At 59.5% G+C, this 21,699-nt stretch carries 22 protein-coding genes; 6 read left to right on the forward strand and 16 right to left on the reverse strand.

Features of this window, described 5'->3' with window-relative positions:
* Window positions 1-4 precede the first annotated feature (4 nt).
* Entirely contained in the window at window positions 5-598 is a 594-nt protein-coding gene (plsY, locus tag ACF8YQ_RS02290) for a glycerol-3-phosphate 1-O-acyltransferase PlsY (protein WP_226597876.1), read from the reverse strand.
* A 141-nt stretch (window positions 599-739) separates the two neighbouring features.
* Between plsY and folB the strand changes: the two genes are divergently transcribed.
* Both folB and folK (ACF8YQ_RS02300) read left to right on the forward strand, forming a co-directional pair.
* Window positions 740-1,111 (forward strand): dihydroneopterin aldolase, encoded by a 372-nt coding sequence (folB, locus tag ACF8YQ_RS02295; RefSeq protein ID WP_014420448.1) that lies wholly within the window; start codon window positions 740-742, stop codon window positions 1,109-1,111.
* The gene (gene folK, locus ACF8YQ_RS02300; RefSeq protein WP_396622493.1) at window positions 1,108-1,632 is read left to right on the forward strand and encodes a 2-amino-4-hydroxy-6-hydroxymethyldihydropteridine diphosphokinase; all 525 of its coding nucleotides are present in this window, start codon (window positions 1,108-1,110) and stop codon (window positions 1,630-1,632) included. Before folB ends, folK (ACF8YQ_RS02300) begins: the two co-directional genes overlap by 4 nt.
* Here folK (ACF8YQ_RS02300) and pgi read toward each other — a convergent pair.
* The 11 genes from pgi to dksA form a co-directional block, all read right to left on the reverse strand.
* Window positions 1,606-3,267 (reverse strand): glucose-6-phosphate isomerase, encoded by a 1,662-nt coding sequence (gene pgi / locus ACF8YQ_RS02305; RefSeq protein ID WP_396622494.1) that lies wholly within the window; start codon window positions 3,265-3,267, stop codon window positions 1,606-1,608. The two genes, folK (ACF8YQ_RS02300) and pgi, sit on opposite strands and share 27 nt — an antisense overlap.
* A 45-nt stretch (window positions 3,268-3,312) precedes the next feature.
* On the reverse strand, window positions 3,313-4,161 hold the full coding sequence (gene panC / locus ACF8YQ_RS02310) for a pantoate--beta-alanine ligase (protein ID WP_396622495.1): 849 nt from the start codon (window positions 4,159-4,161) through the stop codon (window positions 3,313-3,315).
* Window positions 4,158-4,952, reverse strand: a complete 795-nt coding sequence (gene panB, locus ACF8YQ_RS02315) for a 3-methyl-2-oxobutanoate hydroxymethyltransferase (RefSeq protein ID WP_222534976.1) — start codon at window positions 4,950-4,952, stop codon at window positions 4,158-4,160. Before panB ends, panC begins: the two co-directional genes overlap by 4 nt.
* Window positions 4,953-5,089: 137 nt before the next feature.
* Window positions 5,090-5,587, reverse strand: coding sequence for a 2-amino-4-hydroxy-6-hydroxymethyldihydropteridine diphosphokinase (gene folK / locus ACF8YQ_RS02320; protein ID WP_396622496.1), 498 nt, complete (start codon window positions 5,585-5,587; stop codon window positions 5,090-5,092).
* Entirely contained in the window at window positions 5,584-6,951 is a 1,368-nt protein-coding gene (pcnB, locus tag ACF8YQ_RS02325; RefSeq protein ID WP_396622497.1) for a polynucleotide adenylyltransferase PcnB, read from the reverse strand. The genes folK (ACF8YQ_RS02320) and pcnB overlap by 4 nt, the downstream gene beginning before the upstream one ends.
* Before the next feature lie 93 nt (window positions 6,952-7,044).
* Window positions 7,045-7,332 (reverse strand): hypothetical protein, encoded by a 288-nt coding sequence (locus tag ACF8YQ_RS02330; RefSeq protein WP_141068050.1) that lies wholly within the window; start codon window positions 7,330-7,332, stop codon window positions 7,045-7,047.
* A 327-nt stretch (window positions 7,333-7,659) separates the two neighbouring features.
* The gene (locus ACF8YQ_RS02335; RefSeq protein ID WP_014420452.1) at window positions 7,660-9,054 is read right to left on the reverse strand and encodes a sigma-54 dependent transcriptional regulator; all 1,395 of its coding nucleotides are present in this window, start codon (window positions 9,052-9,054) and stop codon (window positions 7,660-7,662) included.
* A 7-nt stretch (window positions 9,055-9,061) separates the two neighbouring features.
* Window positions 9,062-12,025, reverse strand: coding sequence for an ATP-binding protein (locus tag ACF8YQ_RS02340; protein ID WP_236040640.1), 2,964 nt, complete (start codon window positions 12,023-12,025; stop codon window positions 9,062-9,064).
* Window positions 12,015-12,191, reverse strand: a complete 177-nt coding sequence (locus ACF8YQ_RS02345; protein ID WP_011784202.1) for a hypothetical protein — start codon at window positions 12,189-12,191, stop codon at window positions 12,015-12,017. The genes ACF8YQ_RS02340 and ACF8YQ_RS02345 overlap by 11 nt, the downstream gene beginning before the upstream one ends.
* Window positions 12,192-12,195: 4 nt before the next feature.
* Window positions 12,196-13,113, reverse strand: a complete 918-nt coding sequence (gluQRS, locus tag ACF8YQ_RS02350; protein WP_396622498.1) for a tRNA glutamyl-Q(34) synthetase GluQRS — start codon at window positions 13,111-13,113, stop codon at window positions 12,196-12,198.
* Between the two features lie 47 nt (window positions 13,114-13,160).
* Window positions 13,161-13,601 (reverse strand): RNA polymerase-binding protein DksA, encoded by a 441-nt coding sequence (dksA, locus tag ACF8YQ_RS02355; RefSeq protein WP_011784204.1) that lies wholly within the window; start codon window positions 13,599-13,601, stop codon window positions 13,161-13,163.
* Between the two features lie 172 nt (window positions 13,602-13,773).
* Between dksA and sfsA the strand changes: the two genes are divergently transcribed.
* Entirely contained in the window at window positions 13,774-14,505 is a 732-nt protein-coding gene (gene sfsA, locus ACF8YQ_RS02360; RefSeq protein ID WP_396622499.1) for a DNA/RNA nuclease SfsA, read from the forward strand.
* Here the strand turns inward: sfsA and ACF8YQ_RS02365 are convergent.
* From ACF8YQ_RS02365 to ACF8YQ_RS02375, 3 genes are all read right to left on the reverse strand, one after another.
* Window positions 14,489-14,860 carry a Rieske (2Fe-2S) protein gene (locus ACF8YQ_RS02365; protein WP_396622500.1) on the reverse strand — a complete coding sequence of 124 codons (372 nt, stop codon included), beginning with the start codon at window positions 14,858-14,860 and terminating at the stop codon, window positions 14,489-14,491. The two genes, sfsA and ACF8YQ_RS02365, sit on opposite strands and share 17 nt — an antisense overlap.
* A complete protein-coding gene (locus ACF8YQ_RS02370; protein WP_396622501.1) occupies window positions 14,857-15,225 on the reverse strand; it encodes a pentapeptide repeat-containing protein in 369 nt (122 codons plus the stop codon). Before ACF8YQ_RS02370 ends, ACF8YQ_RS02365 begins: the two co-directional genes overlap by 4 nt.
* Window positions 15,226-15,304: 79 nt before the next feature.
* Entirely contained in the window at window positions 15,305-16,885 is a 1,581-nt protein-coding gene (locus tag ACF8YQ_RS02375) for an AAA family ATPase (RefSeq protein ID WP_396622502.1), read from the reverse strand.
* Window positions 16,886-17,015: 130 nt separating this feature from the next.
* On the opposite strand from ACF8YQ_RS02375, the gene mrcB reads away from it, so the two are divergent.
* The gene (gene mrcB, locus ACF8YQ_RS02380) at window positions 17,016-19,334 is read left to right on the forward strand and encodes a penicillin-binding protein 1B (RefSeq protein WP_396622503.1); all 2,319 of its coding nucleotides are present in this window, start codon (window positions 17,016-17,018) and stop codon (window positions 19,332-19,334) included.
* The gene (locus tag ACF8YQ_RS02385) at window positions 19,331-19,909 is read left to right on the forward strand and encodes a tetratricopeptide repeat protein (RefSeq protein ID WP_396622504.1); all 579 of its coding nucleotides are present in this window, start codon (window positions 19,331-19,333) and stop codon (window positions 19,907-19,909) included. The genes mrcB and ACF8YQ_RS02385 overlap by 4 nt, the downstream gene beginning before the upstream one ends.
* Before the next feature lie 60 nt (window positions 19,910-19,969).
* Here ACF8YQ_RS02385 and ACF8YQ_RS02390 read toward each other — a convergent pair whose 3' ends face one another.
* Window positions 19,970-20,908 carry a DUF4382 domain-containing protein gene (locus ACF8YQ_RS02390; RefSeq protein WP_396622505.1) on the reverse strand — a complete coding sequence of 313 codons (939 nt, stop codon included), beginning with the start codon at window positions 20,906-20,908 and terminating at the stop codon, window positions 19,970-19,972.
* A gap of 196 nt (window positions 20,909-21,104) precedes the next feature.
* Between ACF8YQ_RS02390 and ACF8YQ_RS02395 the strand changes: the two genes are divergently transcribed.
* The gene (locus tag ACF8YQ_RS02395; protein ID WP_286714531.1) at window positions 21,105-21,692 is read left to right on the forward strand and encodes an RNA polymerase sigma factor; all 588 of its coding nucleotides are present in this window, start codon (window positions 21,105-21,107) and stop codon (window positions 21,690-21,692) included.
* Window positions 21,693-21,699 lie beyond the last annotated feature (7 nt).

Genomic DNA, 21,699 nt, shown 5'->3' on the forward strand with positions numbered 1-21,699 from the left:
GAACTTAGAGCCCGGTTTCCCGCCCCTGGGCCAGGCGAATCAGGTTGTTGCGGTGACGCACCACAATCAGCAGGGTCAGTAGTCCGAACAGGGGCAGGGTTTCCGGTTCCAGCAGGGCGCTGATGAGCGGGCCGCTGGTGATTGCCACCAGAGAGGCCACGGCTGAAATGCGCCAGCGCCACATTACGCCCAGCCACAAGCCTGCCATGATGGCGGTGGTGAGCGGCGCCAGTGCCAACCCTGCCCCGAGGGCCGTGGCAACACCTTTGCCCCCTTTGAACCGATAGAATGCCGGGATCATGTGTCCGGTCACCGCGCACAGGGCAATCATGGCCTGCACCAGAATGGACATGCCAAGGCTTTGACCGAGCCAGACGGGCAACCAGCCCTTGAACGCATCCAGCGCCAGGGTTGCCAGCGCGGGTTGCCAGCCACCTGCCCGGTACACATTGGTGGCTCCGGGGTTGCCGGAACCCAGGGCGCGAGGATCTGGCAGTTTCCAGAGGCGGCACACTGGTATCGCGAACAGCACGGAACCCGCCAGATAAGCGCTGGCGCAAAGCAAGACAATCGCAACGGGTTGGCTAAAGACGTCCATGGCGTAACCGCTGTACAGAGACTGGGCCCTGTGTTCTGTGAGAAAATGCCGCCCGCATCAAGGCAGGCTGGTTGTCCGTCACAGTATCGTCTGCCTGTGTAATATTCAATCAGCCATCAGTGGAAGGCTCGGGAGACCGGTTTGGCAAATGGCAAATGGGACACAGTCCTGATCGAAGGACTGGCGGTGGAAACCGTGATCGGGGTGTACGATTGGGAACGTGAAGTCACACAGCGGCTACTGGTGGATCTGGAACTGGCGTGGGATAACTCGGTGCCCGGCGCCAGTGACGATGTTGCCGATGCACTTGATTACGCCGCCGTTAGCGAGCGGGTCAGTCAGTGCCTGCAAACGCTGCAGCCGGAGTTGCTGGAGCGGGCCGCAGAGGAAGTTGCCCGTTTGCTGCAGAGCGAGTTTGGCGTGCGTTGGCTGAGGCTGACGTTGAGCAAGCCCGGTGCTGTGCCGGCCGCACGCTCGGTGGGCGTGAGAATTGAGCGGGGGGCACGGGCATGAAACGTGTATACATCAGTATCGGCAGTAATATTGAACGCTATCGCCATGTCAGCGCGGCGCTGGATGCTCTGGCCGGTTGGTTTGGAGAATTGGCCATTTCTCCGGTTTACGAGAGCGAATCGGTCGGCTTCGATGGCTCGGATTTTCTGAACCTGGTGGTGGGTGTGGATACCGATAGGTCGGTAGGAGAGCTTTCCCGGCGCTTCAAAAAACTCGAGGCAGACAACGGCCGCAAAGCTTCGGCGCCCAAGTTCAGTCCAAGGACTCTGGATCTGGATATTCTCACCTGGGGCGATGCGACCGGCACCCTTGATGGGGTTGAACTGCCCCGGGCTGAAATCCTAAAAAACGCATTTGTCCTGAGGCCGCTGGCCGATATTGCTCCGGACGAATTGCACCCCGTGTGCGGAGAGAGCTATCGCAGCCTCTGGCAGTCTTACCAGAAGGACCAGAAGCTCTGGCCCGTCGATTTCACCTGGCAGGGGCGTCAGATCTCAAGTTCCGGAGCGGTCGCGGAATAACCGGATCAGGTTGTCGGTGGCGCTGTCTCCAGCGCTGCCATCTTCACTCTCGCCCAGCAGTTTCGGAAGAATTTCGTTGCCAATCTGTTTGCCCAGCTCCACGCCCCATTGATCAAAGCAATCAATATCCCAGATCACGCTCTGCACGAAGGTGCGGTGTTCATAAAGTGCAATCAGTGCCCCCAGGGTGTGCGGAGTCAGGCGTTCCATCAGCAGGATGTTGCAGGGCCGGTTACCGGGAATGGCCTTGTGTGGGGCCAGCTGGCGGGCGGCATCACCATCAAGACCGCCGGCCAGCAGTTCCTGTTCGGCCTCTGCTTCCGTCTTTCCGGCCATCATGGCCCGTGCCTGAGACAGACAGTTGGCAAACAGGGCGGCATGGTGGCTGGCCACGGGATTGTGGGACCTCAGGGGAATGATGAAGTCGGCAGGAATCAGCCGGGTACCCTGATGAATCAGTTGGTGATATGCGTGCTGGCCGTTAGCTCCCACGCCGCCCCAGAGCACGGGCCCGGTAGGGTAATCCACGCTGATGCCATTCTGGGTTACGCGCTTGCCGTTACTCTCCATATCCAGCTGCTGAAGGTGCTCCGGCAGGTATTTCAGGTATTCGTCATAAGGCAGTACCACATGGCTCTCGGCGCCCCAGAAATTGTTGTACCACACGCTGAGCATGGCCATGATGACCGGCAGGTTTTCCCGCTCGGGCGCTTCCCTGAAATGGGAGTCCATGGCATGTGCACCGGCGAGTAGCTCCCGGAATGCCGCCATGCCAAGCGTTAACGCAATCGGCAGGCCGATGGCGGACCAGAGGGAATAACGACCACCTACCCAATCCCACATGGGAAAGGTGTTGGCGGGTTCGATGCCGAACCGGGCCGCTTCTTCGACGTTGGCCGTGACTGCCATGAAATGCTGGGAGACCGAGGCTGCGTTGCCACCATTATCGAGAAACCATTGCCGGGCGAGCAGGCTGTTCTCCAGGGTTTCCTGGGTACGGAAGGATTTTGACTGCACCAGAAACAGCGTGGTGTCCGGGTTCAGGCGGGTGAGGGTTTCGGTAATGTCGGTGCCATCGATGTTCGCGACAAAGTGACAGTTGATGGAGCCCTGCCAGTAAGGGCGTAGCGCCTCGACGGCCAGCTTCGGCCCGAGAAACGAGCCTCCGATGCCAATGCTGACAACGTCGGTAAAGCGGGCGCCGGAATGGCCGGTGCGTTCACCACTGTGAATGCTTTCAACCAGCGCTTCCATCTTCCCCAGTGTGCGATGGATTTCGGGAATGATGTTGTCGCCGTTAACCCGAACCTCGCCCTGTTTACCCTCACGAAGGGCGGTGTGCAGGGCGGGGCGTTGTTCCGTGAGGTTCACCAGACCGCCCCGGAACAAGGCCGTACGACGTTCCTCCAGACCACAGGCCCGGGCCAGGTTGAGCAGAGCCTCCAGCACTTCGTCCGTCAGCCGGTTGCGGGAGAAATCCAGCGACAGGCCGGCACCCTCTACCAGATAACGCTGGGCACGGCCCGGATCCTGCTGAAACAGCTCCCGCATGGGTAGGTGTTCGAGCCGGGCTTTGGCGTCGTTGAGAGCTTGCCATTCTGCTCGGCTGGTGAGCGCAGGGTGTTTCTCAGGCATTAGGGGTCCCTTCCGTTGTCTGGGGTAAAGCTCCATAGTGAGGTTTTAGCGCGTGATCGAGAGGTTGTCGATCAAACGGGTGGTGCCCAGAAACGCTGCGACCAGCAGTGTGAGTTCACGGTCTGCCTCGTTGGCGGGTTTCAGGGTCAGGCTGTTGACGATGTTGAAGTAGTCCGGCCTGAGCCCGGCCTCAGACAGTGCCTCGCGCGCCTCCTGCTCCAGGTTGCTGTAGTCGGTGCGCCCCTGTGCCAACTGGTCGGCGGTATGACTTAGCGTCCGGAACACCACCGAGGCAATGGCTCGTTCCTGCTCGGACAGATAGCCGTTGCGGGAGCTCTTCGCCAGGCCATCGTCTTCCCGCACCGTCGGTGAGCCAATCACTTCCACCGGAATCATCAGATCCCGGGCAAGTTTGCGTATCACCGCCAACTGCTGAAAATCCTTTTCGCCAAACACGGCAATGTCGGGCTGAACCATGTTGAACAACATGGTAACCACGGTGGCCACGCCTTCAAAGTGGCCCGGCCGGCTGGCGCCACAGTGGCCCTCGCTGACTTCGGGCACCACCACCTTGGTCTGATTGGCGAGCCCTTCCGGGTAGATTTCTTCAACGCCCGGGGCGAAGACCAGAGTATTGCCCGCTGCGGCCAGCTTTTCCTGGTCTTCGGCCAGGGTTCTCGGGTAGGTGTCCAGATCTTCGTTGGCGCCGAACTGCATCGGGTTCACGAAAATACTGGTAACGACGATGTCGGAGGCCTCGGCGGCCTTGCGCACCAGTGAGATATGGCCTTCGTGCAGGTTGCCCATAGTGGGTACCAGGCCGATGGTCTTGCCCTGCTGGCGGTAGCCCCGCAAAATGGTGCGCAGTTCTTTGAGTGAGTGTACGGTTCTCATGCCTTGAACGTATGCTCCTCGGCTGGGAAAGTGCGTTCTTTGACGGCTTTGGCATAAGCCGCAATGGCTTCCGGGATGGAGTCGGTCTCGGCCAGAAAGTTCTTCACGAAACGGGGTTTGCGGCCGGTGGTGACGCCCAGCATATCGTGCAGTACCAGTACCTGGCCGTCGGTATCCGAGCCCGCGCCGATGCCGATGACCGGTGCCTTCACCGCCTGGGTGATACGGGCAGCGAGCGGGGCCGGTACACACTCCAGCAGGATGATGTCGGCACCGGCGGCTTCCAGCTCACAGGCATGTTCAATCATTGCCTCGGCGGCCTTCTCATCACGGCCCTGCACCTTGTAGCCGCCGAACTTGTTGACGAACTGTGGCGTCAGGCCCAGGTGGGCACAAACAGGCACACCACGTTCGCTCAGGGCTTCGATGGTGTCCTTCATCCAGTCTGTACCTTCCAGCTTGACCATGTGGGCGCCGGCGCGCATCAGCTCCGCAGCATTGTCCAGTGCATCGGCAACGGTGCCGTAAGACATGAACGGCATATCGGCCATGATCAGGGCGCCTTTGTTACCGCGGGCGACACAGCTGGTGTGATACACCATCTGATCCATGGTGACCGGGAGCGTACTGTCGTGGCCTTGCAGCACCATACCAAGAGAGTCGCCAATCAGGATGACATCAACGCCTGCCTCGCTGACAACCTGAGCAAAGGTTGCATCGTAGGAGGTCAGTGCCGAGAAGGCTTCGCCTTTTTGCTTGTATTCCCGCAGGGTATTGATGGTAACTGCCATAGAATCCTTGCCTTTTGGGTGGATGGGCCAGTTTTGGACCGGGGTCGACCGGTACTCAGAGCGTTAATGTAAATCCCGGATATATCAGACACAAGAGTAGCATGGTCTATCGTGCGTGGTGGCCATAAGGGATGCGATCAGGGGCACGCCTGGGCAGGCAGCTTGCGCAGCTGGTTGTCCGGGCAGTGCCGGCGCAATTCCGCAACGGTGGTGCCGTCCGGCAGTGCCAGGTCCGGCGTCAGGTCCAGCAGGGGTTGCAGGACGAAATCACGGTTGGCCAGTTCCGCGTGGGGAACGGTCAGGCGTGCGTCGTTGAGGGTCGTCTGACCAAACAGCAGCAGATCCAGATCCAGGGTGCGTGGCCCCCAGTGCCTCAGCCGCTCACGACCGTGGGCCTGTTCAATGGCTTGCAGGCAATCCAGCAGTTCGTGGGCAGACAGATCGGTACGCAGGTGAACGGCGCCGTTCACAAAATCCGGTTGATCCTGCGGGCCGACGGGGCGGCTGGCATAGAACGGAGATTGCGCCACCAGCGTGGTTTTGGGTAAACCGGCGAGTTCCGACACGGCCTTTGCCAGCTGGGCCGCAGGCTGTTCCAGGTTGCTGCCCAGCCCGATGTAGGCATCGACTGTCATGGCTGGTCCGGTTTCCTGGCGGGCTTGCGCTTGCGACGGCGCTTTTTCGGGCCACCCGAGCCCAACTCGGAAAGCATTTTCTCCTGTGCGCGTTCATCCGCCTGCTGGAATTCCGTCCACCATTGCCCGAGGCCCGGTTCGATCTCGCCCGCAGCTTCCCGCACCAGCAGAAAATCGTAGGCCGCCCGGAAGCGCGGATGGGTCATGGTACCGAACGCTCGTTTGCCCTGGCGACGGGGTAGCCGCATCTGCAGTTCCCAGATTTCTTTCATGGGGCCCGAGAAACGTTTCGGTATCGCGGTTGCCTGCACCTGGCGGCCGATCACCTTGCCGATGGCGCCGTGCAGCGCGGGCTGAACCGGATCGCCATTGTCCTGGCGCCTGCGCCATTCCACCTGCAGAGCCGGCCAGAGCATGGCCGCAAACAGGAAATACGGGGTCACTGATTTGCCCTGGGCAATCCGGGCATCGGTGTTGCGAAGGGCTTGCAGTATCAGTTCATCGGGTTCGCCGGCATCCAGTGCCCGGGCGGTCTCCGGGAACAGTGGGGCCAGCAGACCATAGTCCTGAAGCAGTCGATAGGTTGCCTCGCCGTGGCCGGCGGAGAACAGTTTGAGGACTTCATCGAACAGCCGGGCCGGAGGGATGTGCGCCAAGAGCGGGGCCAGCTCCCGAATGGGGGCCTCTGTTTCCGGTTCAATCTCGAAATCGAGTTTGGCCGCAAAACGAATGGCGCGCAGCATTCTCACGGGATCTTCCCGATAGCGGGTTTCCGGGTCGCCAATCAGGCGGATCTGACGGTTTTTCAGATCCTGCACGCCGTTGGCAAAGTCGATAATGGAGAAATCCCGGATGCAGTAATACAACGCATTGATGGTGAAGTCGCGCCGCAGTGCGTCTTCTTCCTGATTGCCATAGACATTATCCCGCAGTAACAGACCATGTTCACTGGTCTTGTGCTCGTCGTCGGCCAGGTCGTCATCGGTATCCCGGGCATTACCACGAAAGGTGGTTACTTCGATGATTTCCCGCCCGAACACCACGTGCACAATGCGAAAGCGGCGACCAATCAGGCGGGAGTTCCGGAACAGGTCGTGAACTTCTTCGGGTGTTGCGTTGGTGGCTATGTCGAAGTCTTTGGGTTGTCCGCCAAGGAGAATGTCGCGAACGCCACCGCCCACCAGATAGGCCTCGTAGCCGGACTTGTTCAGACGGTGCAGTACCTTCTTGGCCGGTTCACTGATCATGGAGCGGGAGACGTTGTGCTGATCCCGCGGGATCTCCTGCCGCTGGTAGTGGCGGGCTTTCTTCTTCCCGTTGCCGGGAATGAAGGAGCGTAGTTTTTCAACAAGTCGTTTAGGCATGGAATTCCGTGTTTGCGAAGCGCAAAAACGGGGATTTTAACGGTTTGCGCAGGAATTGCACATGTTTGACGGAAATGCCAGTGAATAAAGTGGTCATGGAGGCCTGTTGAGGGAAGGCTGTTTTTGGCAGTCCGGAAAATCAAAAGGCGGATCCGTTTTCACGAATCCGCCCTGAAAGCGTTGACGATCTGCATTGTTTTTGTTGTTGCCGGGATTCTTTTTGATTCTTTTACCCCACTGTGTTGTCCCCAAGATAAGGACCTTAAGCAATGCAAACGGAAAGCTTTGAATACATAGAGCGGCCAGGAACACGGTGCGGGTTATGGGAGTATCTGCAGTGTCGCCTGGAAGACGATTCTTCTCTACATCTACAACTCGCACGTGTCGTGGGACCCCTAAAAAGCATAGTACCCAAAACACTCAGTTCGCTTGCACCCTGTTCTTGTTTTTGTTGCCGGGCGCTCGTGCAGCTATTTGTTTTTGTTTTGGCGCTGCGTTGTCACTTTTGTTTTTGTTGTTGTGCGCTTATTAGAGTGCAGTGGTCGTGCCAGTTTTTGAAAAGTCTTTTTAAACAAGGGGTTGTGGAAATGAGGTGTGTAAGTGTTACCCCGTATCTCCTGAAAGTGTTACCTGGGTCTCATGATCTGGACAGGAAGTGTTACCGAGAGGAACAGGTGGTAACAACTGATTCTAGGTTCATTCTTTGGGTCAGGCTTTTTTGCGGGGAATGCCCAGGCGTTGCCGACGCTCCCAAAGTGACTTCCGGCTGATGCCCAGCTTCTGTGCCAGCTCGGTCTCGCTCATCCGGTCCTGATTTTCAAGCACAAAGTGTTGGAAGTAATCCTCCAGCGACAGATCGTTGGACGAATCGACATCCCTTGCAGGGGTTTGTTCATTATTGCCCTCAACCAGTGTTTCCGGGATGTATTCGTCGGCGGAGTCGCTGTCCAGGTCCAGTACCGCCGGGGTAATGACATCGCCATCGGTCAGGATTGAGGCCCGTTCGATGGCGTTTTCCAGTTCCCGGACGTTACCGGGCCAGCGGTAGCGTTCCAGGGCCTGCATGGCCTCCGGGCTCAGAGACAGCTCCGGACGGCCAAGCTTGCTGGCCTGGCGTTTCAGGAATCGGCGAGCCAGGCCCAGAATGTCGGCGCGACGTTCCCGCAGGGGCGGTATGCGGATCTGCATCACATTCAGTCGGTAGTAAAGGTCTTCCCGGAACTCGCCGGTTCTGGTCATGGCTTTCAGGTTTCGGTGGGTTGCGGCGATCATCCGCACGTCCACGGTCCGGCTCTGGGTCGAGCCCACTTTGCGAATCTCGCTTTCCTGCAACACCCGCAGCAATCGGGCCTGGGCTTCGGCAGGTAGTTCGCCGATTTCATCCAGGAACAGACTGCCGCCGTCTGCCGCTTCAATCAGCCCGGTGCGGGCCGAGACGGCGCCGGTAAAGGCACCTTTCTCGTGGCCAAACAGTTCCGATTCGATCAGGCTTTCGGGAATGGCAGCGCAGTTTACGGAGATGAGCGGTTTGCGGGCTCGCGGGCTGAGCAGGTGCAGAGCCCGTGCCGCCAGTTCTTTACCGGTACCGGATTCGCCCTGGATAAGCACTGTGGTCTCGGTGGGGGCGACTTTGCGAATCAGGGTGAACACCTTCTGCATGGGCTCACACTGGCCAAACATGATCTCGGATGGGTCCGAGTCGGGCCCGCTCGTGCTGGCGGCATCACCAGAACCGGTTGTTTCATCGGAAGCCGAAGACTTGCGTGCCAGAATATTCTCTACAGCCGCGAGCATTTCGTCATGGTCGAAGGGTTTGGCAATGTAGTCCACGGCGCCCATCTTCATGGAGTCAACCGCGGACCGCAAACTGGCATAACTGGTCATGATCAGTACCGGCGTGTTGGGGGCGCGGTTGATCATTTCCGTACCGGCGGCGCCTGGCAGGCGCAGATCGGTGATGACCAGGTCGAAGCTGTCCGGGTCGAGGCCCTCGGCTTCTTCCACCGAGACAGCATCTGCCACCTCATAGCCGGCGTGCTGGAGAAGTTTGCGAACCGCCGAGCGGATAATGTCTTCGTCTTCAACAATCAGAATACGGGGCATAGGGTGTTCACGACCTTTCGTTCGGGCTGCTGTAACCGCTGTCGGTATCAGGCTCGTAGGCAGGCAGGCGGAGTCTCACGCAGGTGCCCAGGCCGGTTTCCGGATTGGCCGGGCTTTCCACCTGAATGTTGCCATAGTGCTCTTCAATGATGCTGTACACCAGTGACAGGCCAAGTCCGGTTCCTTTGTTGGGGGCCTTGGTGGTGTAAAACGGTTCGAAAATATGATCCAGCTGGTCTGCCGGTATGCCGGAGCCTTCGTCAATGACCTCGATGATAGCGGAGTAGCCGTCGGCCTTTCCAGCAACCCGGATGGTACCGCCGTCTGGGGAGGCGTCCCGGGCGTTGGCCAGCAGGTTGATGAATACCTGCACCAGCCGTTGTTCATCTCCCAGCACCTGCAGGCTGGCGGGGCACTCGTTCAGAAAACTGATGCCAAGCCCCTTGTCACTGAGCGACAGCAGGTTGATGGATTCATCAATGCAGCGGTGCAGGCTGACCGGCTCATAACGGTTGGCGTGGGCGTGGTTGCCGGTACGTGCGAAGTTCATCAGCGACTGCAGGATGGTGGATATGCGTCGGGTTTGCTGCTGGATCTGGTCTGCGGTTTCCAGAATGGAGGGATCATCGGTTTCCAGTTTCAGGTTCTGGGCCAGAGACGAGATGCCGGTGACGGGATTACCGATTTCGTGAGCGACGCCGGCCGCGAGGCGCCCCACGGAGGCCAGTCGTTCGCTGTGCATCAATTCATCTTCCAGCAGGCGGGTTTCGGTCTGGTCTTCCACCAGGATGATCGAGCCGCCTTCGGTGTGATCCGGGCCGCTTAGCGCCGCCTTGTGCAGGTTCAGCCAATGTGGCTTGCCGCGAAGATCCAGCCTGTGCTTGTAGCGGTGCAGGTCGTCGCCTCGATTGAAATCGTCCAGCAGGGCGTGCCAGTGCTCCGGCAGGGCCAGCAGCTTGGCCCCGACCACTTCCTCGGCGGAAATGTTGGTGAGGCTCTCCATGGCATGATTCCACATCAGAATCTCGCCATCTTCACCTACTGAACAGGCGGGGATGGGCAGATTCTGCAGGGTCTGCCGGTAGTGGCGGCGAAGGTTGTCCAGTTCGCCGGCCAGACCAGTGAGCTGATTCTGGTAATCACCCAGAGCCCGCTCCACGTAGCGAATATCTTGCCCGGTACCCCCGTGGGTAAGCGGTTTGAAGCCCAGATGGCGCTTGACGATGTCCCGGGCGACCGAAGGCCCCAGCAGGCCAGACAGATTGATTTCCACCTGATCCCGCAACCGCCGCAACTGATAAGGCCGGAACTCGACATTGGGTAGCTTGAGCTGGTTCAGGGCCCGCTCCACTTCCCGGCGGGCGACCCGGATGCCCAGTGGCTCGGCCAGCTGCTGGACGAATTCGTTGGAGGATGCTGCCAGCAGTTCCCGCCGCTGCGGCCGGGACAGGGCGCCCAGCGAGCACGCCTGAGCGGCACTGGTTTCCTCCGGTGACGCCGGGCTGAGAATTGAGACCAGCGCGAACACACTGATGTTGGCGGTCAGGCTGACGAAGGTGAACAGGTGCCAGTTGTCGTAGCCGGGCGTAACCGGCAACTCAAGCCAGGACAGGATGTCTGCCGCCACCGAGAACGGCAACACCAAGGTGATCAACCAGATGAACAGGCCGGTAAACAGGCCGGCAATCAGGCCACGGCGGTTGCCTTCGGGCCAGTAGATGACTCCAAGCGCGCCCGGCAGCAGCTGCAGTGTGCCGGAGAGCGAGATGGCGCCCAGAATAGACAGGTCCAGATGCTGGCCAATGGTTTCATGGAACAGCAGGGCCAGAAACAGGATGACGGCAATCAGTAGGCGTTTGACCCACTGCAGCCAGCGATAGATGTCACCTTGATCCCGGGGCGTCTTGAGTGGCAGGACAACGTGGTTAAGCACCATGCCGGACAGGGCCAGGGTGCTGACGATCATCAGTCCGCTGGCGGCGGAAAGCCCGGCAATGTACATGGCCATGGTCAGGACGGGGCTCTCCAGGGCCTGGGCTACGCCAATACTGAAAAAGGCCGGCGGAGCGTCAACCGACAGCGCCTGGCCACCCCAGACAATCAGCGGCACCGGCAGGCCGACCAGCAGCAGGTACAGTGGCAGCCCCCAGCTGGCCTTTGCGAGGGCCCGGGGGGACGGGTTCTCACTGAAAGTCATGTGGTACATGTGGGGGAGCACCAGGGCTGCGGCGAACGACATCAGCAGCAGTGCCCGCCAGCTTCCGTCATTGATTGCCATGGTCATGGTGGCTTCCGGATGTGAAGTTTCCGCCAACCAGGCCTCAAGCCCGTTGGTACCACCGAAAACCGAGAACAGGATAACGCCGCCTAAAACCAGGAGGACAACCACTTTCACCAGGGAGTCGAAGGCGATGGCCAGTACCAGCCCCTGATGGTTGCCGGAGGCCTGATGGCGACGGGCACCAAACAGCATGGTGAACAGCACCACGATCAGGCTGAACATGACGCTGATCACTTTCGGCGGCGCATCCGGGGCGAGCAGGCTGGCGGAAACCGAGACTGCCTGAATCTGCATGCTCAGCAAGGCCAGAATGGCCGCAGCCGAACACAGGGTAACCAGGGTGCCCGCCCACTGGCTGCGGTAACGATAGGCAAAAAGATCGGCCAACGACGTCAGCTGGTAGGCGCGGCCTATGCGGAGAATCGGGTTGAGCAGAACCGGTGCCAGCAGGAAGGCGCCGCTGATGCCCAGGTAATAGGCCAGGAAGCCGTAGCCGGAGTCCGCCGCCATACCAATGGCGCCGTAGACGGCCCAGATGCCGGCATAAACCCCAAGGCTAAGGGTATAGATCAGTGGGTGGCGAACCCAGCGGCGCAATAACGTGCCCCGTTCGGTGCCCCAGGCAATGCCGAACAGAACGATCAGATAAAACAGGCTGGCCAGCAGCAGGCCGGTGGCGCTAAAACTCATTGGGATCCCGCCGCCATTCCAGCCAGAAACCGATAGCAATCAGCCCACCCCAGATCACGAAGGGGCTGTACCAGGCATTCTCCGGCGATGTCCACCAATCCAGGATATTGGGCGAAAAAATATAGATAGCCAGTACCAGCAGAAATACCAGGCGGTAGATATACATCGGGTTATCGGTCCGAAGGCGAGAGTGTCCCGCCGGTTATACCACGGGCCTGCCCGGATGTCAGGGGAATGGCGCTCCGTTGCCAGTGGGCCTCGGCCCAATTGAGAACTTCTTCAACCGTGGCACGAGCGAGTGTCGGCTCCGGTTGCTGCCCCAGGGCCTGAAGTGCCAGAAAGAGATTGCGGGCAGGGTGATCGTTATCCAGGGCCGGAGCGTGGGTCTGCTTGCTGAGTTTCTGGCCTTGTTCGTTGACGATTACCGGAATGTGCAGCCAATGGGGTGGCTGGGCACCCAGGGCCCGGAAGACCTGTTGTTGCTGCGCGGTCATGTCGAGCAGGTCAGAGCCGCGAACCACATGAGTGATGCCCTGGTCGATATCGTCGACAACGACTGCCAGCTGATAGGCGTAGAAACCTTCCTTGCGCAGAATGACCGGATCGTCCAGTTCGGCGTGCACCATCTGTACCTGGGGGCCAAGCAGATCGTCCTGCCAGTGACTTGCTTCCTCTTCGAGGGCAAAGCGAACGGCGTGTGGGCCATCCCCGGGGCTGGTGTCACCTCGCCGGCACCGATTGGGATGGTAGCCGTGGTTGTCTTTGAGTTGTTTGCGTGAGCACCGGCAGCGATAGGCTTTGTTCTGCGCCAGCAGGGTTTCGATGGCACTCTGGTAGGCGTCGTGTCGCCGGGACTGGAAGCGGACGGATTCGTCGGGGAAAAGGCCGTGGCATTCCAGTGAATGCAGTATCTGGCCGGTGGCTTCCGGGGGCTCCCTTAGTGGGTCAAGGTCTTCGATGCGAACCAGCCAGTCACCGCGGGCAAGCTTTGCTTCCAGCCAGCTGGCCAGAGCCGTGACCAGGGAACCGAAGTGCAGTGGGCCGGTGGGGGAAGGGGCAAACCGCCCGCGATAACGTGAAGTCGCCATAGGCGTAGAAGGGCCGGCGGAGGACACGCCGCCGGCCCGGGGCAGCGTCAGATGCCGGTCTGGCGTTCGCGAATCTCAGCCAGGGTCTTGCAATCGATGCACAGAGTGGCCGTCGGACGGGCCTCCAGACGACGAATGCCGATTTCCACACCACACTGGTCGCAAAAACCGTAGTCGTCCTTGTCGATACGATCGATAGTCTGGTCGATTTTCTTGATCAGCTTCCGCTCGCGGTCGCGGGTGCGCAGTTCCAGGCTGAACTCTTCTTCCTGGGTTGCGCGATCGCTGGGATCCGCGTAGTTTGCTGCGTCTTCCTGCATGTGGTGCATGGTGCGGTCGACTTCTTCCATCAGCTCCTGCTTCCATTGCAGCAGCAGATCTTTGAAGTGCTGGAGCATTTCCGCACTCATGTAGTCTTCACCCTTCTTCATTTCATAAGGGGTGAAGTTGGTAAAACGTTCGCGTGGTTGTTCTGCAGTGTTTGCCATTGAACCCGGCCTCTTGTTTGTACTTCACAAGAACGCTTTGCTTCCCTCCGCGCCAGTGTGGCTGCGCGGTTTTACCCTGGATAGCATTCGTCCTGAAACGGGAATTTGCGGAAAATAGCAGATAAGTCACAGGGGTGCCAGCCTTGTGACACGTACTTTTTGCGGAGAGCACATGAAGTTTCCTGAACCTTTGGTAGAAGGGCGGCTGATTCGCCGCTACAAACGCTTCCTGGCGGACGTGCAATTGCCGGATGGCACTGAGGTAACCGCCCACTGCCCCAACACCGGTTCCATGCTGGGGTGCCAGCCGGAAAATGCCCGGGTGTGGTTGAGCCGGAGTGACAATCCCAAGCGTAAGCTCCAGTACACCTGGGAGTTGGTAGAGACGGAGCCGGGGGGGCTTGCCTGCGTCAATACGGCACGCCCCAACGCTCAGGCCCGCGCCGCTATCGAAGCCGGTGTGGTGCAGAGCCTGGCCGGCTATTCCCAATGCCGGGCAGAGGTGCGTTACGGTTCGGAGAAGAGCCGGATCGATCTGTTGTTGTCGGGCCATGATCACGATCCCGATGTCTGGGTGGAGGTAAAAAACGTTACCCTGGCCGAGGGCGGGGAAGGCTATTTCCCGGACGCCGTCACCGAGCGTGGCCAGAAACATCTGAGGGAGCTAATGGCTCAGGTTCAGAACGGAGACCGGGCAGTGCTGTTTTTTGTGGTAAACCACACCGGAATCGAGCAGGTCCGGCCTGCGGATCATATTGATGCCCGCTATGGTCAGCTGCTTCGAGAAGCCTGCGAAGCCGGGGTAGAGGTGATCGCCTATCGGGCCGCACTGGCCGGTGAAGATGGCAACCCTTCGGGGCGCCTGGAGCTGGTTGAGGAGGTGCCGGTCAGTCTGGAACCTTGACCTGCACCTCACCATCGTGCAGGCGAATGTCCAGGGCGGAGAGCGCATCGCCCTGGCAAGGGCCCGCAATGCACTCACCGGTACCGGGTTTGAACAGGGCGCCGTGGGTGGAGCACTGGATAAACAGATTGTCGCTGTCCATGAATCGGCCCGGCATCCAGTTCAGTTCAATACCCAGATGAGGGCAAAGGTTGAGGTAGGCCCGGGGTGTGGTGCCATCCAGAAAGGCGAAACCGGTGAGGGGCATGCCGGCCGGTTCTTTCGCTTTCTCGTTCAGGCGAAATTCCAGGAACTGGCCGGCAACAAGCTCGCTCGCCGGCGCGACGGTTTGCCAGTTGGCTGAGTGAGCACTCATTTGGGCAGGATGGCGTAACGCATGCGGGTGCCGTGGTTGAGTGACATCACGATTTCATCGGCTTCCAGGCGGTGCGGGAAATAGCAGCCGGATATCTTGGCGCTGGCGATGCTGGCTCCTTCCATTCTCGATTTCGAGAAATCGATGCCGCGGAGGTCGGCGCCGCGGAAGTAGCCATGTCGGAAGTCCAGGCCCTTTGCGTCCATGCCGCGAAGATCCAGACCGCGGAAATCGCCATGGGCAAAGCTCGGAAACTCGCTTAGCTTGGCTTTCTCGGCATTAAAGGCGTCGATATCCTCGCTACGGAGCAGGCCATACAGGGGGTGGTCTATATGCTGGAGATCGCTTTCCTGAATATCGTCCATCTCACACCTCGCGCGGACAGCAGGGTTTGTTTTTAGTGTCAGTATAGTGTGCCCTGCCGAAATGACAGGGCGGGTCGGATCAGGCCGGCCCGGCCATGCCCAGATGCTGGCGGATACGATCAGCAACCGCCTCGGCAACGTGCTCATCCTCGGTGTGCAGGTGCACCGTGTGGGTTTTCTCCTCAGTGGTCAGCGGCTCAAACCAGCTTTGCTGAGCATCCAGCAACTCTTCCGTTGCCTCCGAAGCATCGCCTTTGCGTTTGCGCACCCACTCCCGGCGCAAAGCTTCCGGCGCCTCGCAATGCAGCAGAGCGAAGGGGACCCCCTGGTTTTCCGCCACGCTGGCAAACTGAGCCCGCTCCTTTTCTTTCAGGCAGGCCGCATCGACAATGACGGACAGCCCTGAGGCCAGCAGCTCTCCGGCCAGATCTGCCAGATGCGCGTAGGTTTTTTCGGTTGCTTCCGGGCTGTAAAGATCGGTGCCCAGACCCGATTTGCTGTCGTCCAGTGGTCCCAGACCGTGCAGGCGCTTGCGCTCTACGTCAGAGCGCAGGCGAATCAGCCCGAGTTCCTCCGCCATGGCGGCACTCACGCAGGTCTTGCCGCTGGCGGAAAGGCCGGTGGTGGCCAGCAGGTAATGATTCGGTATGGCGCCGTAATCCTCCGCCAGTTGGGCGTAGCTCCGGTAACGCTGCATCAGGTCGGTTTTCTCGGCCTCGCTCAGGTTCGGGTTGCCCAGGGTGAACAGGGCGATTTTGGCCCGCACCATGGCGCGGTACGCCTTGTACAGGGGGAGCAAGGCCAGGCCTTCAAAATCACCGCGGTATTCCAGATAGGTATTCAGCACCCGGTTCGCCAGCGCCGGTTCCCGGCGGGATTCCAGGTCCATCAGCAGGAACGCCAGATCGTTTATTACATCGATCCAGCGGAACGGCTCGTTGAACTCGATGCAGTCGAACACCGTCACCTGATCATTGAACACGGTAATGTTGGCCAGGTGCAGGTCGCCATGACATTCGCGCACCAGCCCGTTTTCCCGTCTGTGGGCGATTAAGTCCCGGCAGCGTTCGAAGGTGGTGCGGGTCCAGTCTTCCAGGTTGTCCAGCTGCGCCAGTAACCCGGCATCATCCAGCATGGGGCGGATCTGGTCGAAGTTTTCCTGCATGGCGGCATACACCGCCTCCGGGGTGCCCAGGGGCTTTTCATCGCCGACCGGTGGCAGGCTTCTGTGAAAGTCAGCAACCTGGCGGGCAAGATTGGTGATCAGGTCGGCAGGCAGGTCGTCGCGTTCCTGGCGCACATCAAACAGCTGGCTCTGATCGAACTGGCGCATGCGAATGGCGTACTCGAAAGGGGTGCCGTCACCGCCCAGGCGAGGTTGCTCCGGGGTACCGGTAATAGGCACCACCTCCAGATAGAGTTCGGTCGCCAGACGACTGTTCAGGCGCAGCTCTTCCTCGCAGAAGCGTTTGCGGCGTTCCAGGGTGGAAAAATCCAGGAACCCGAAATCCATGGGCTTTTTGATCTTGTAGGCAAACTCACCGGTGAGCAGAACCTGTGAGATGTGGGTCTCAATCACGCGGAAATCCTTGACCGGATGATCGTAGAGTTCCGGGTTCTGCAGTGCCTTGATCAGTGTATCCGGGCCGTTGGCGCTCACGTTGTGCTCCTGGAATCCTTGAAGTTGTTGATTTTTCGTTTTTTGGAGGGCTCCACTATAACGGGCAGATTACAGAAATAACACACACCAGACCTGCCGATAGCGGTACCCCCTTCGATATAATCCCGCCATGAGTAAAAAAACGCCTCCCCGCAAGAAAAAAACCGAATCCAGTCCTCGCCGCAAACGCTCCGGTCTCTGGCGCTTTCTGTTTCGCGCAGCTGCCCTGTGTCTTGTGCTGCTGGCGGGATGGATGGTCTATCTCGATGCCGTAGTGACCTCCCGCTTCGAAGGACGTCGCTTTGAAGTGCCCTCCCGGGTGTACGCCCGGCCCCTGGAACTCTACGACGGTGCCGGTATCAGCGCCGCCGCGCTGGTCCGTGAACTGGAGCTGGCAGGCTATCGCTCGGGCGACGGTCGTCGGCCCGGAACCTGGCAGCGAAATGGCGACCGTTTTGTCATTAGCACCCGGGGTTTTTCTTTCCCGGATGGCAAGGAGCCGAGACGGCGTCTTTCGCTGGCGGTTCGTGGCGATCGGGTAGATTCGTTTTCCGTAATGGAGGGCGACAGCTCTCCGATTGTTCGACTGGAGCCGGCTCAGATTGGCGGAATATACCCGTCCCACCGGGAGGATCGGATTCTTGTGGAGCTGGATGAGGTGCCAGAGGCCATGATTGCCGGTCTGATGGCTGTGGAGGACCGGCAGTTCTACGAGCATTTCGGCATCGCGCCACTCTCCATTGCGCGGGCGATGGTGGCGAACATCAAGGCCGGTCGAATAGTCCAGGGTGGCAGTACACTGACCCAGCAACTGGTGAAGAACTTTTTCCTGACCCGGGAGCAAACCCTTCTGCGCAAGGGCAACGAAGCCCTGATGTCGGTATTGCTGGAGTTGCATTACGACAAGGACGACATCCTCGAAACCTACCTGAATGAAGTCTATCTGGGCCAGGCAGGCACTCGCAGCATTCATGGTGTTGGCCTGGCCAGCCAGTTTTTCTTCGGCGAGTCGCTGAAGGATATTGATGTCCATCAGATTGCCCTGCTGATCGGCATGGTCAAAGGCCCCAGTTATTACAATCCGCGTCGGCATGCGGAGCGGGCCAAAGCGCGGCGTAACCTGGTGCTGGACGAAATGGCCGAGGCCGGGGTGATTTCCGGGCAAGAGGCCAGGCAGGCGAGTGCCAGGCCTCTCGGCCTCAGCGCAAAACCGTCCTATACCGATAATCGCTACCCGGCCTATATCGACCTGGTGCGCCGACACCTGGCGCGGGACTACCGGGAGGAAGACCTGCAGAGCGAGGGCCTGAGAATATTCACCACCCTGAATCCGGAAGTTCAGCAGGCCGCTGAGAAGGCCGCAACCGATACCTTGCCTCGCCTGGCCTCGGGTGAGGTGGCTGAGGCGCTGGAAGCGGCGGTGGTCGTCACCGCCAAGGATACCGGCGAGGTGTTGGCGCTGGTGGGGGGCAAAGACCCCCGCTTCGCCGGTTTTAACCGGGCAGTGGATGCCCGCCGGCCTATCGGTTCGCTGGTGAAGCCGTTTATCTACCTGACGGCGCTGTCTCAGCCGGAGCGCTACACCTTGATTTCGCCGGTTCAGGATAAGGCCTTCACCCTCGAGTTTGACGATGGTCGGCGCTGGCAGCCGCAGAACTATGATGGCAAGGAGCGTGGCCTGGTGCCCTTGCATGAAGCTCTGTCCCGTTCGTACAACCTGCCGGCCGTGCGCGTAGGGCTGGATGTGGGCATACCGGCGGTGCAGGAGACGCTGAGGGCCTTTGGGGTGACCACGCCTATTTCGGATTATCCGTCGATGCTTCTGGGTTCCATTTCCCTGTCGCCGGTGGATGTCGCACAGCTGTATCAAGGGCTGGCAACCTCCGGTTTCAATACGCCCCTGCGTACCATTCGGGAAGTCACCGATGCCGCGAATGAGCCTTTGTCCCGGTATAGCCTGAAAGTGGATCAGGTGGCCGATCCTGCCGCGGTGCATCTGGTGCAGTATGTTATGCAGGAAACCATGCAGGAAGGCACGGGCCGGTCAGCCTACTACCGGTTACCGGATTCCCTGACACTGGCGGGCAAGACCGGTACCACCGACGATGGCCGTGATTCCTGGTTCGCCGGTTTCAGTGGCGACCTGCTGGCGGTCGCCTGGGTCGGCCGTGATGATAACGGCCCGACCGCGCTGACCGGGGCTTCCGGCGCCTTGCCGGTCTGGTCTGCCACCATGGCACAGATTCCCCAGCACGGTTTCTCACCGGTGATGCCGGATGGCGTTCAGTATCACTGGGTGAATCCGGGTGAGCAGGCGCTGACCGGAGAAAACTGCGACAATGCCCGGCTGATACCGTTTATCGCCGGCAGCGAGCCGGAACAGCACGCGGGCTGTAACGGCAGTCTTGGCCGGCAAATTCGAGGTTGGTTTGAAGGATTGTTTCAATGAATAAACATGTTATTGCACGGTCAGCCTGTCTGGCCCTGTTTGTCGGCCTGGCCGGTTGCGCCACGGGGCCGGGTGGTGGCTCCATCTATGTGCCCGTGGGGGGCGATGACCGCCGTTCGGCGCCGGAACCACCACGCACTAATATTCCTGAAGAGCAGGACGAACAGGTATGGCGCAAGAGTGAGCAACCGACGGTCACTGAGCCGGACTCGCCGAGCACCCGGGCGCCCAGCTACAGCGAATCCGGTGACCAGTTGCCGGCCGCCGCGCTCACGTTGGTGCGTGATGCTGATCAGCGCCTTCGGCAGGGTGATTCCGCCGGCGCCATCGCCCGACTGGAACGTGCCCAGCGCATTGCGCCAAGATCTGCTGAAGTCTATTTCAAACTGGCAGAGGCCTACGTTGCCGGGGACAATCTGGGGGCTGCGGAGCAGTTTACTCTGAAGGGACTCTCGTTGGCGGGCAACGATGAACGTATGCAGCGTTCTGGCTGGTTGCTGCTGGCGGATATCCGCCGGGCTCGCGGTAACGTGGCGGGGGCCGATCAGGCTGAGGCCAGGGCTGCTGCGTTGTAACCCGGGTTGACGGAATGAATGTTCAGAGACCGTCCCTGGTCTCTGAACGCCACAGCAAAATCAGGGCTGTGGTATGGGGTCTGCCACGGTTGTTTCACCGGCAACAACGGAGACGTTCTGTTGCCCATCAAACTCCAGAACTTCATCGGTCTCGTTGTTGTCCAGCTGGCAGCTGTAGGCGATGGTGTACTGGCCTTCGGTCAGGAATGCTGCGGTCCACTCATAGAGAGATCCAGATTCCTGAGCGGTGACCGGAACCACCATCAACGGGTTGGTGCCATCGCGAGTGACGTTAAGGTCAATCGGTTGGACGTCAGCCCCTTCGTATACGTAAACGGCACCTTCGTAATTGGGGCTACAGTCGGTTAATTCACCATTTGTATCGGCAGTACCTCGGGTTTGCACAATATTTGTGTAATCAACCGTGCCTTCTATTTCACCGACCTCAAGATTGTTTACCAGCCGAAGCACAGGCTTGAGCATGTAATCAGCCAGGGCATTTCCGGGTGGATTTACAATGGATTTCCGCACATCGAAATCGATGGTGAAGTTGTTGCTGGAATCAGCCGCCACCACGAAGTCACCTTTTAGCTTCAGGCCGCTCTGTTCGCCAGAGGGAACTGCCAAGGTCCCGGTGCCGCCATCCGGAGTTGTTACCGTCGAGCTGTCAGTGTCGATAATCAGCCGGATTTCGTTATAGACCCCGGCCGGCACTTCCTCGTTGGTGATCAGTGGCTCGGTTACACCGCCTTGCAGCGTGAGCAGGTCAACCACACCGGTTTCATCGAGGCTGAATTCCAGCCAGTCACCGTCGGCCGGCTTGAGCCGGATGGCATTGAACGCGATGTTGACGCTGGACAGCTCCATGGTCGGGGCGTCGGTCAGTCCAACGGAGACCGAGCCGGTCTCACCCGATGATGAGGAACCGCCGCTACCACCGCATGCCACCAGTGCGCTGGCCAGCGCAGAAACGACAAATACTCTGCTCATTTGCTTCATAAAACCCTCCGGTTTTTTGGTCCAGTTCTGGCCTTGTCGTTGGGTGCCAGTCAGAACCCAACGCAGAGGGTTCGAAAAAGGTTCCGGTTGTTGCATTAACATCCGGCCATAAATCCGTCATCATTGCCTGAAGTGCACTCAGGGTGGGCGTGCGATAGACTGCCCGCTTCCAGAATTTCGATCAGGCAGTTGGTCTTTGGCAATTTTTCCTTTCCGCCCCTCCGCACAGAAACGTTTCCATCGGTTGGTTCAGCCCTACCTCGAGGGGATGTATGCGTTTGCCTACCGTTTAACCGGAACACGTCAGGATGCCGAGGATCTGGTGCAGGATGTAGTCGTCAAACTGTATCCCCGATTATCCGAACTGGAGACGGTGGAACAACTTCGGCCCTGGCTGAACCGTGTGCTTTATCGCCAGTTTGTGGATTCGGTTCGCCGCAAGGGGCGCCGTGCCGACCGGGCAGCCAGTGAACTCATGGAGGCGGATCATCAGTCGGATTGGTTCGATGCGCTGGAGTCTGATGGCACCACACCAGAGCATGCCTTCGATCAGTCGCGCCTCGGGCCAATGCTGGACGAGGCTATGGAGCAGCTTTCGCCAGATCAGCGAACCTTGCTGCTTCTGCATGATGTTGACGGTTGGCGACAGGAAGACGTGGCTGAAGTACTGGGCGTTGCGGTTGGTACCGTGAAATCACGGCTGCATCGCAGCCGGGCCACGCTGAGAAAATACCTGCAGCAGCGCATGGAACCGGGAAGCGACATCCGGCGTGTTGAGGAGTGAGGTGATG

This window comes from Marinobacter sp. W-8, from assembly GCF_044342215.1.
Lineage (GTDB): Bacteria > Pseudomonadota > Gammaproteobacteria > Pseudomonadales > Oleiphilaceae > Marinobacter > Marinobacter nauticus.

Excerpts from the sequence above, each read along its gene's own strand:
- pgi (WP_396622494.1), bottom strand. The coding sequence starts at position 3,267 with ATGCCTGAGAAACACCCTGCGCTCACCAGCCGAGCAGAATGGCAAGCT.
- plsY (WP_226597876.1), bottom strand. The coding sequence starts at position 598 with ATGGACGTCTTTAGCCAACCCGTTGCGATTGTCTTGCTTTGCGCCAGC.
- panB (WP_222534976.1), bottom strand. The coding sequence starts at position 4,952 with ATGGCAGTTACCATCAATACCCTGCGGGAATACAAGCAAAAAGGCGAA.
- ACF8YQ_RS02370 (WP_396622501.1), bottom strand. The coding sequence starts at position 15,225 with ATGGACGATATTCAGGAAAGCGATCTCCAGCATATAGACCACCCCCTG.
- sfsA (WP_396622499.1), top strand. The coding sequence starts at position 13,774 with ATGAAGTTTCCTGAACCTTTGGTAGAAGGGCGGCTGATTCGCCGCTAC.
- panC (WP_396622495.1), bottom strand. The coding sequence starts at position 4,161 with ATGAGAACCGTACACTCACTCAAAGAACTGCGCACCATTTTGCGGGGC.
- ACF8YQ_RS02345 (WP_011784202.1), bottom strand. The coding sequence starts at position 12,191 with ATGTATATCTACCGCCTGGTATTTCTGCTGGTACTGGCTATCTATATT.
- ACF8YQ_RS02390 (WP_396622505.1), bottom strand. The coding sequence starts at position 20,908 with ATGAAGCAAATGAGCAGAGTATTTGTCGTTTCTGCGCTGGCCAGCGCA.
- folK (WP_396622496.1), bottom strand. The coding sequence starts at position 5,587 with ATGACAGTCGATGCCTACATCGGGCTGGGCAGCAACCTGGAACAGCCT.
- ACF8YQ_RS02340 (WP_236040640.1), bottom strand. The coding sequence starts at position 12,025 with ATGAGTTTTAGCGCCACCGGCCTGCTGCTGGCCAGCCTGTTTTATCTG.
- ACF8YQ_RS02335 (WP_014420452.1), bottom strand. The coding sequence starts at position 9,054 with ATGCCCCGTATTCTGATTGTTGAAGACGAAGACATTATCCGCTCGGCG.
- ACF8YQ_RS02365 (WP_396622500.1), bottom strand. The coding sequence starts at position 14,860 with ATGAGTGCTCACTCAGCCAACTGGCAAACCGTCGCGCCGGCGAGCGAG.
- ACF8YQ_RS02385 (WP_396622504.1), top strand. The coding sequence starts at position 19,331 with ATGAATAAACATGTTATTGCACGGTCAGCCTGTCTGGCCCTGTTTGTC.
- gluQRS (WP_396622498.1), bottom strand. The coding sequence starts at position 13,113 with ATGGCGACTTCACGTTATCGCGGGCGGTTTGCCCCTTCCCCCACCGGC.
- pcnB (WP_396622497.1), bottom strand. The coding sequence starts at position 6,951 with ATGCCTAAACGACTTGTTGAAAAACTACGCTCCTTCATTCCCGGCAAC.
- mrcB (WP_396622503.1), top strand. The coding sequence starts at position 17,016 with ATGAGTAAAAAAACGCCTCCCCGCAAGAAAAAAACCGAATCCAGTCCT.
- dksA (WP_011784204.1), bottom strand. The coding sequence starts at position 13,601 with ATGGCAAACACTGCAGAACAACCACGCGAACGTTTTACCAACTTCACC.
- folK (WP_396622493.1), top strand. The coding sequence starts at position 1,108 with ATGAAACGTGTATACATCAGTATCGGCAGTAATATTGAACGCTATCGC.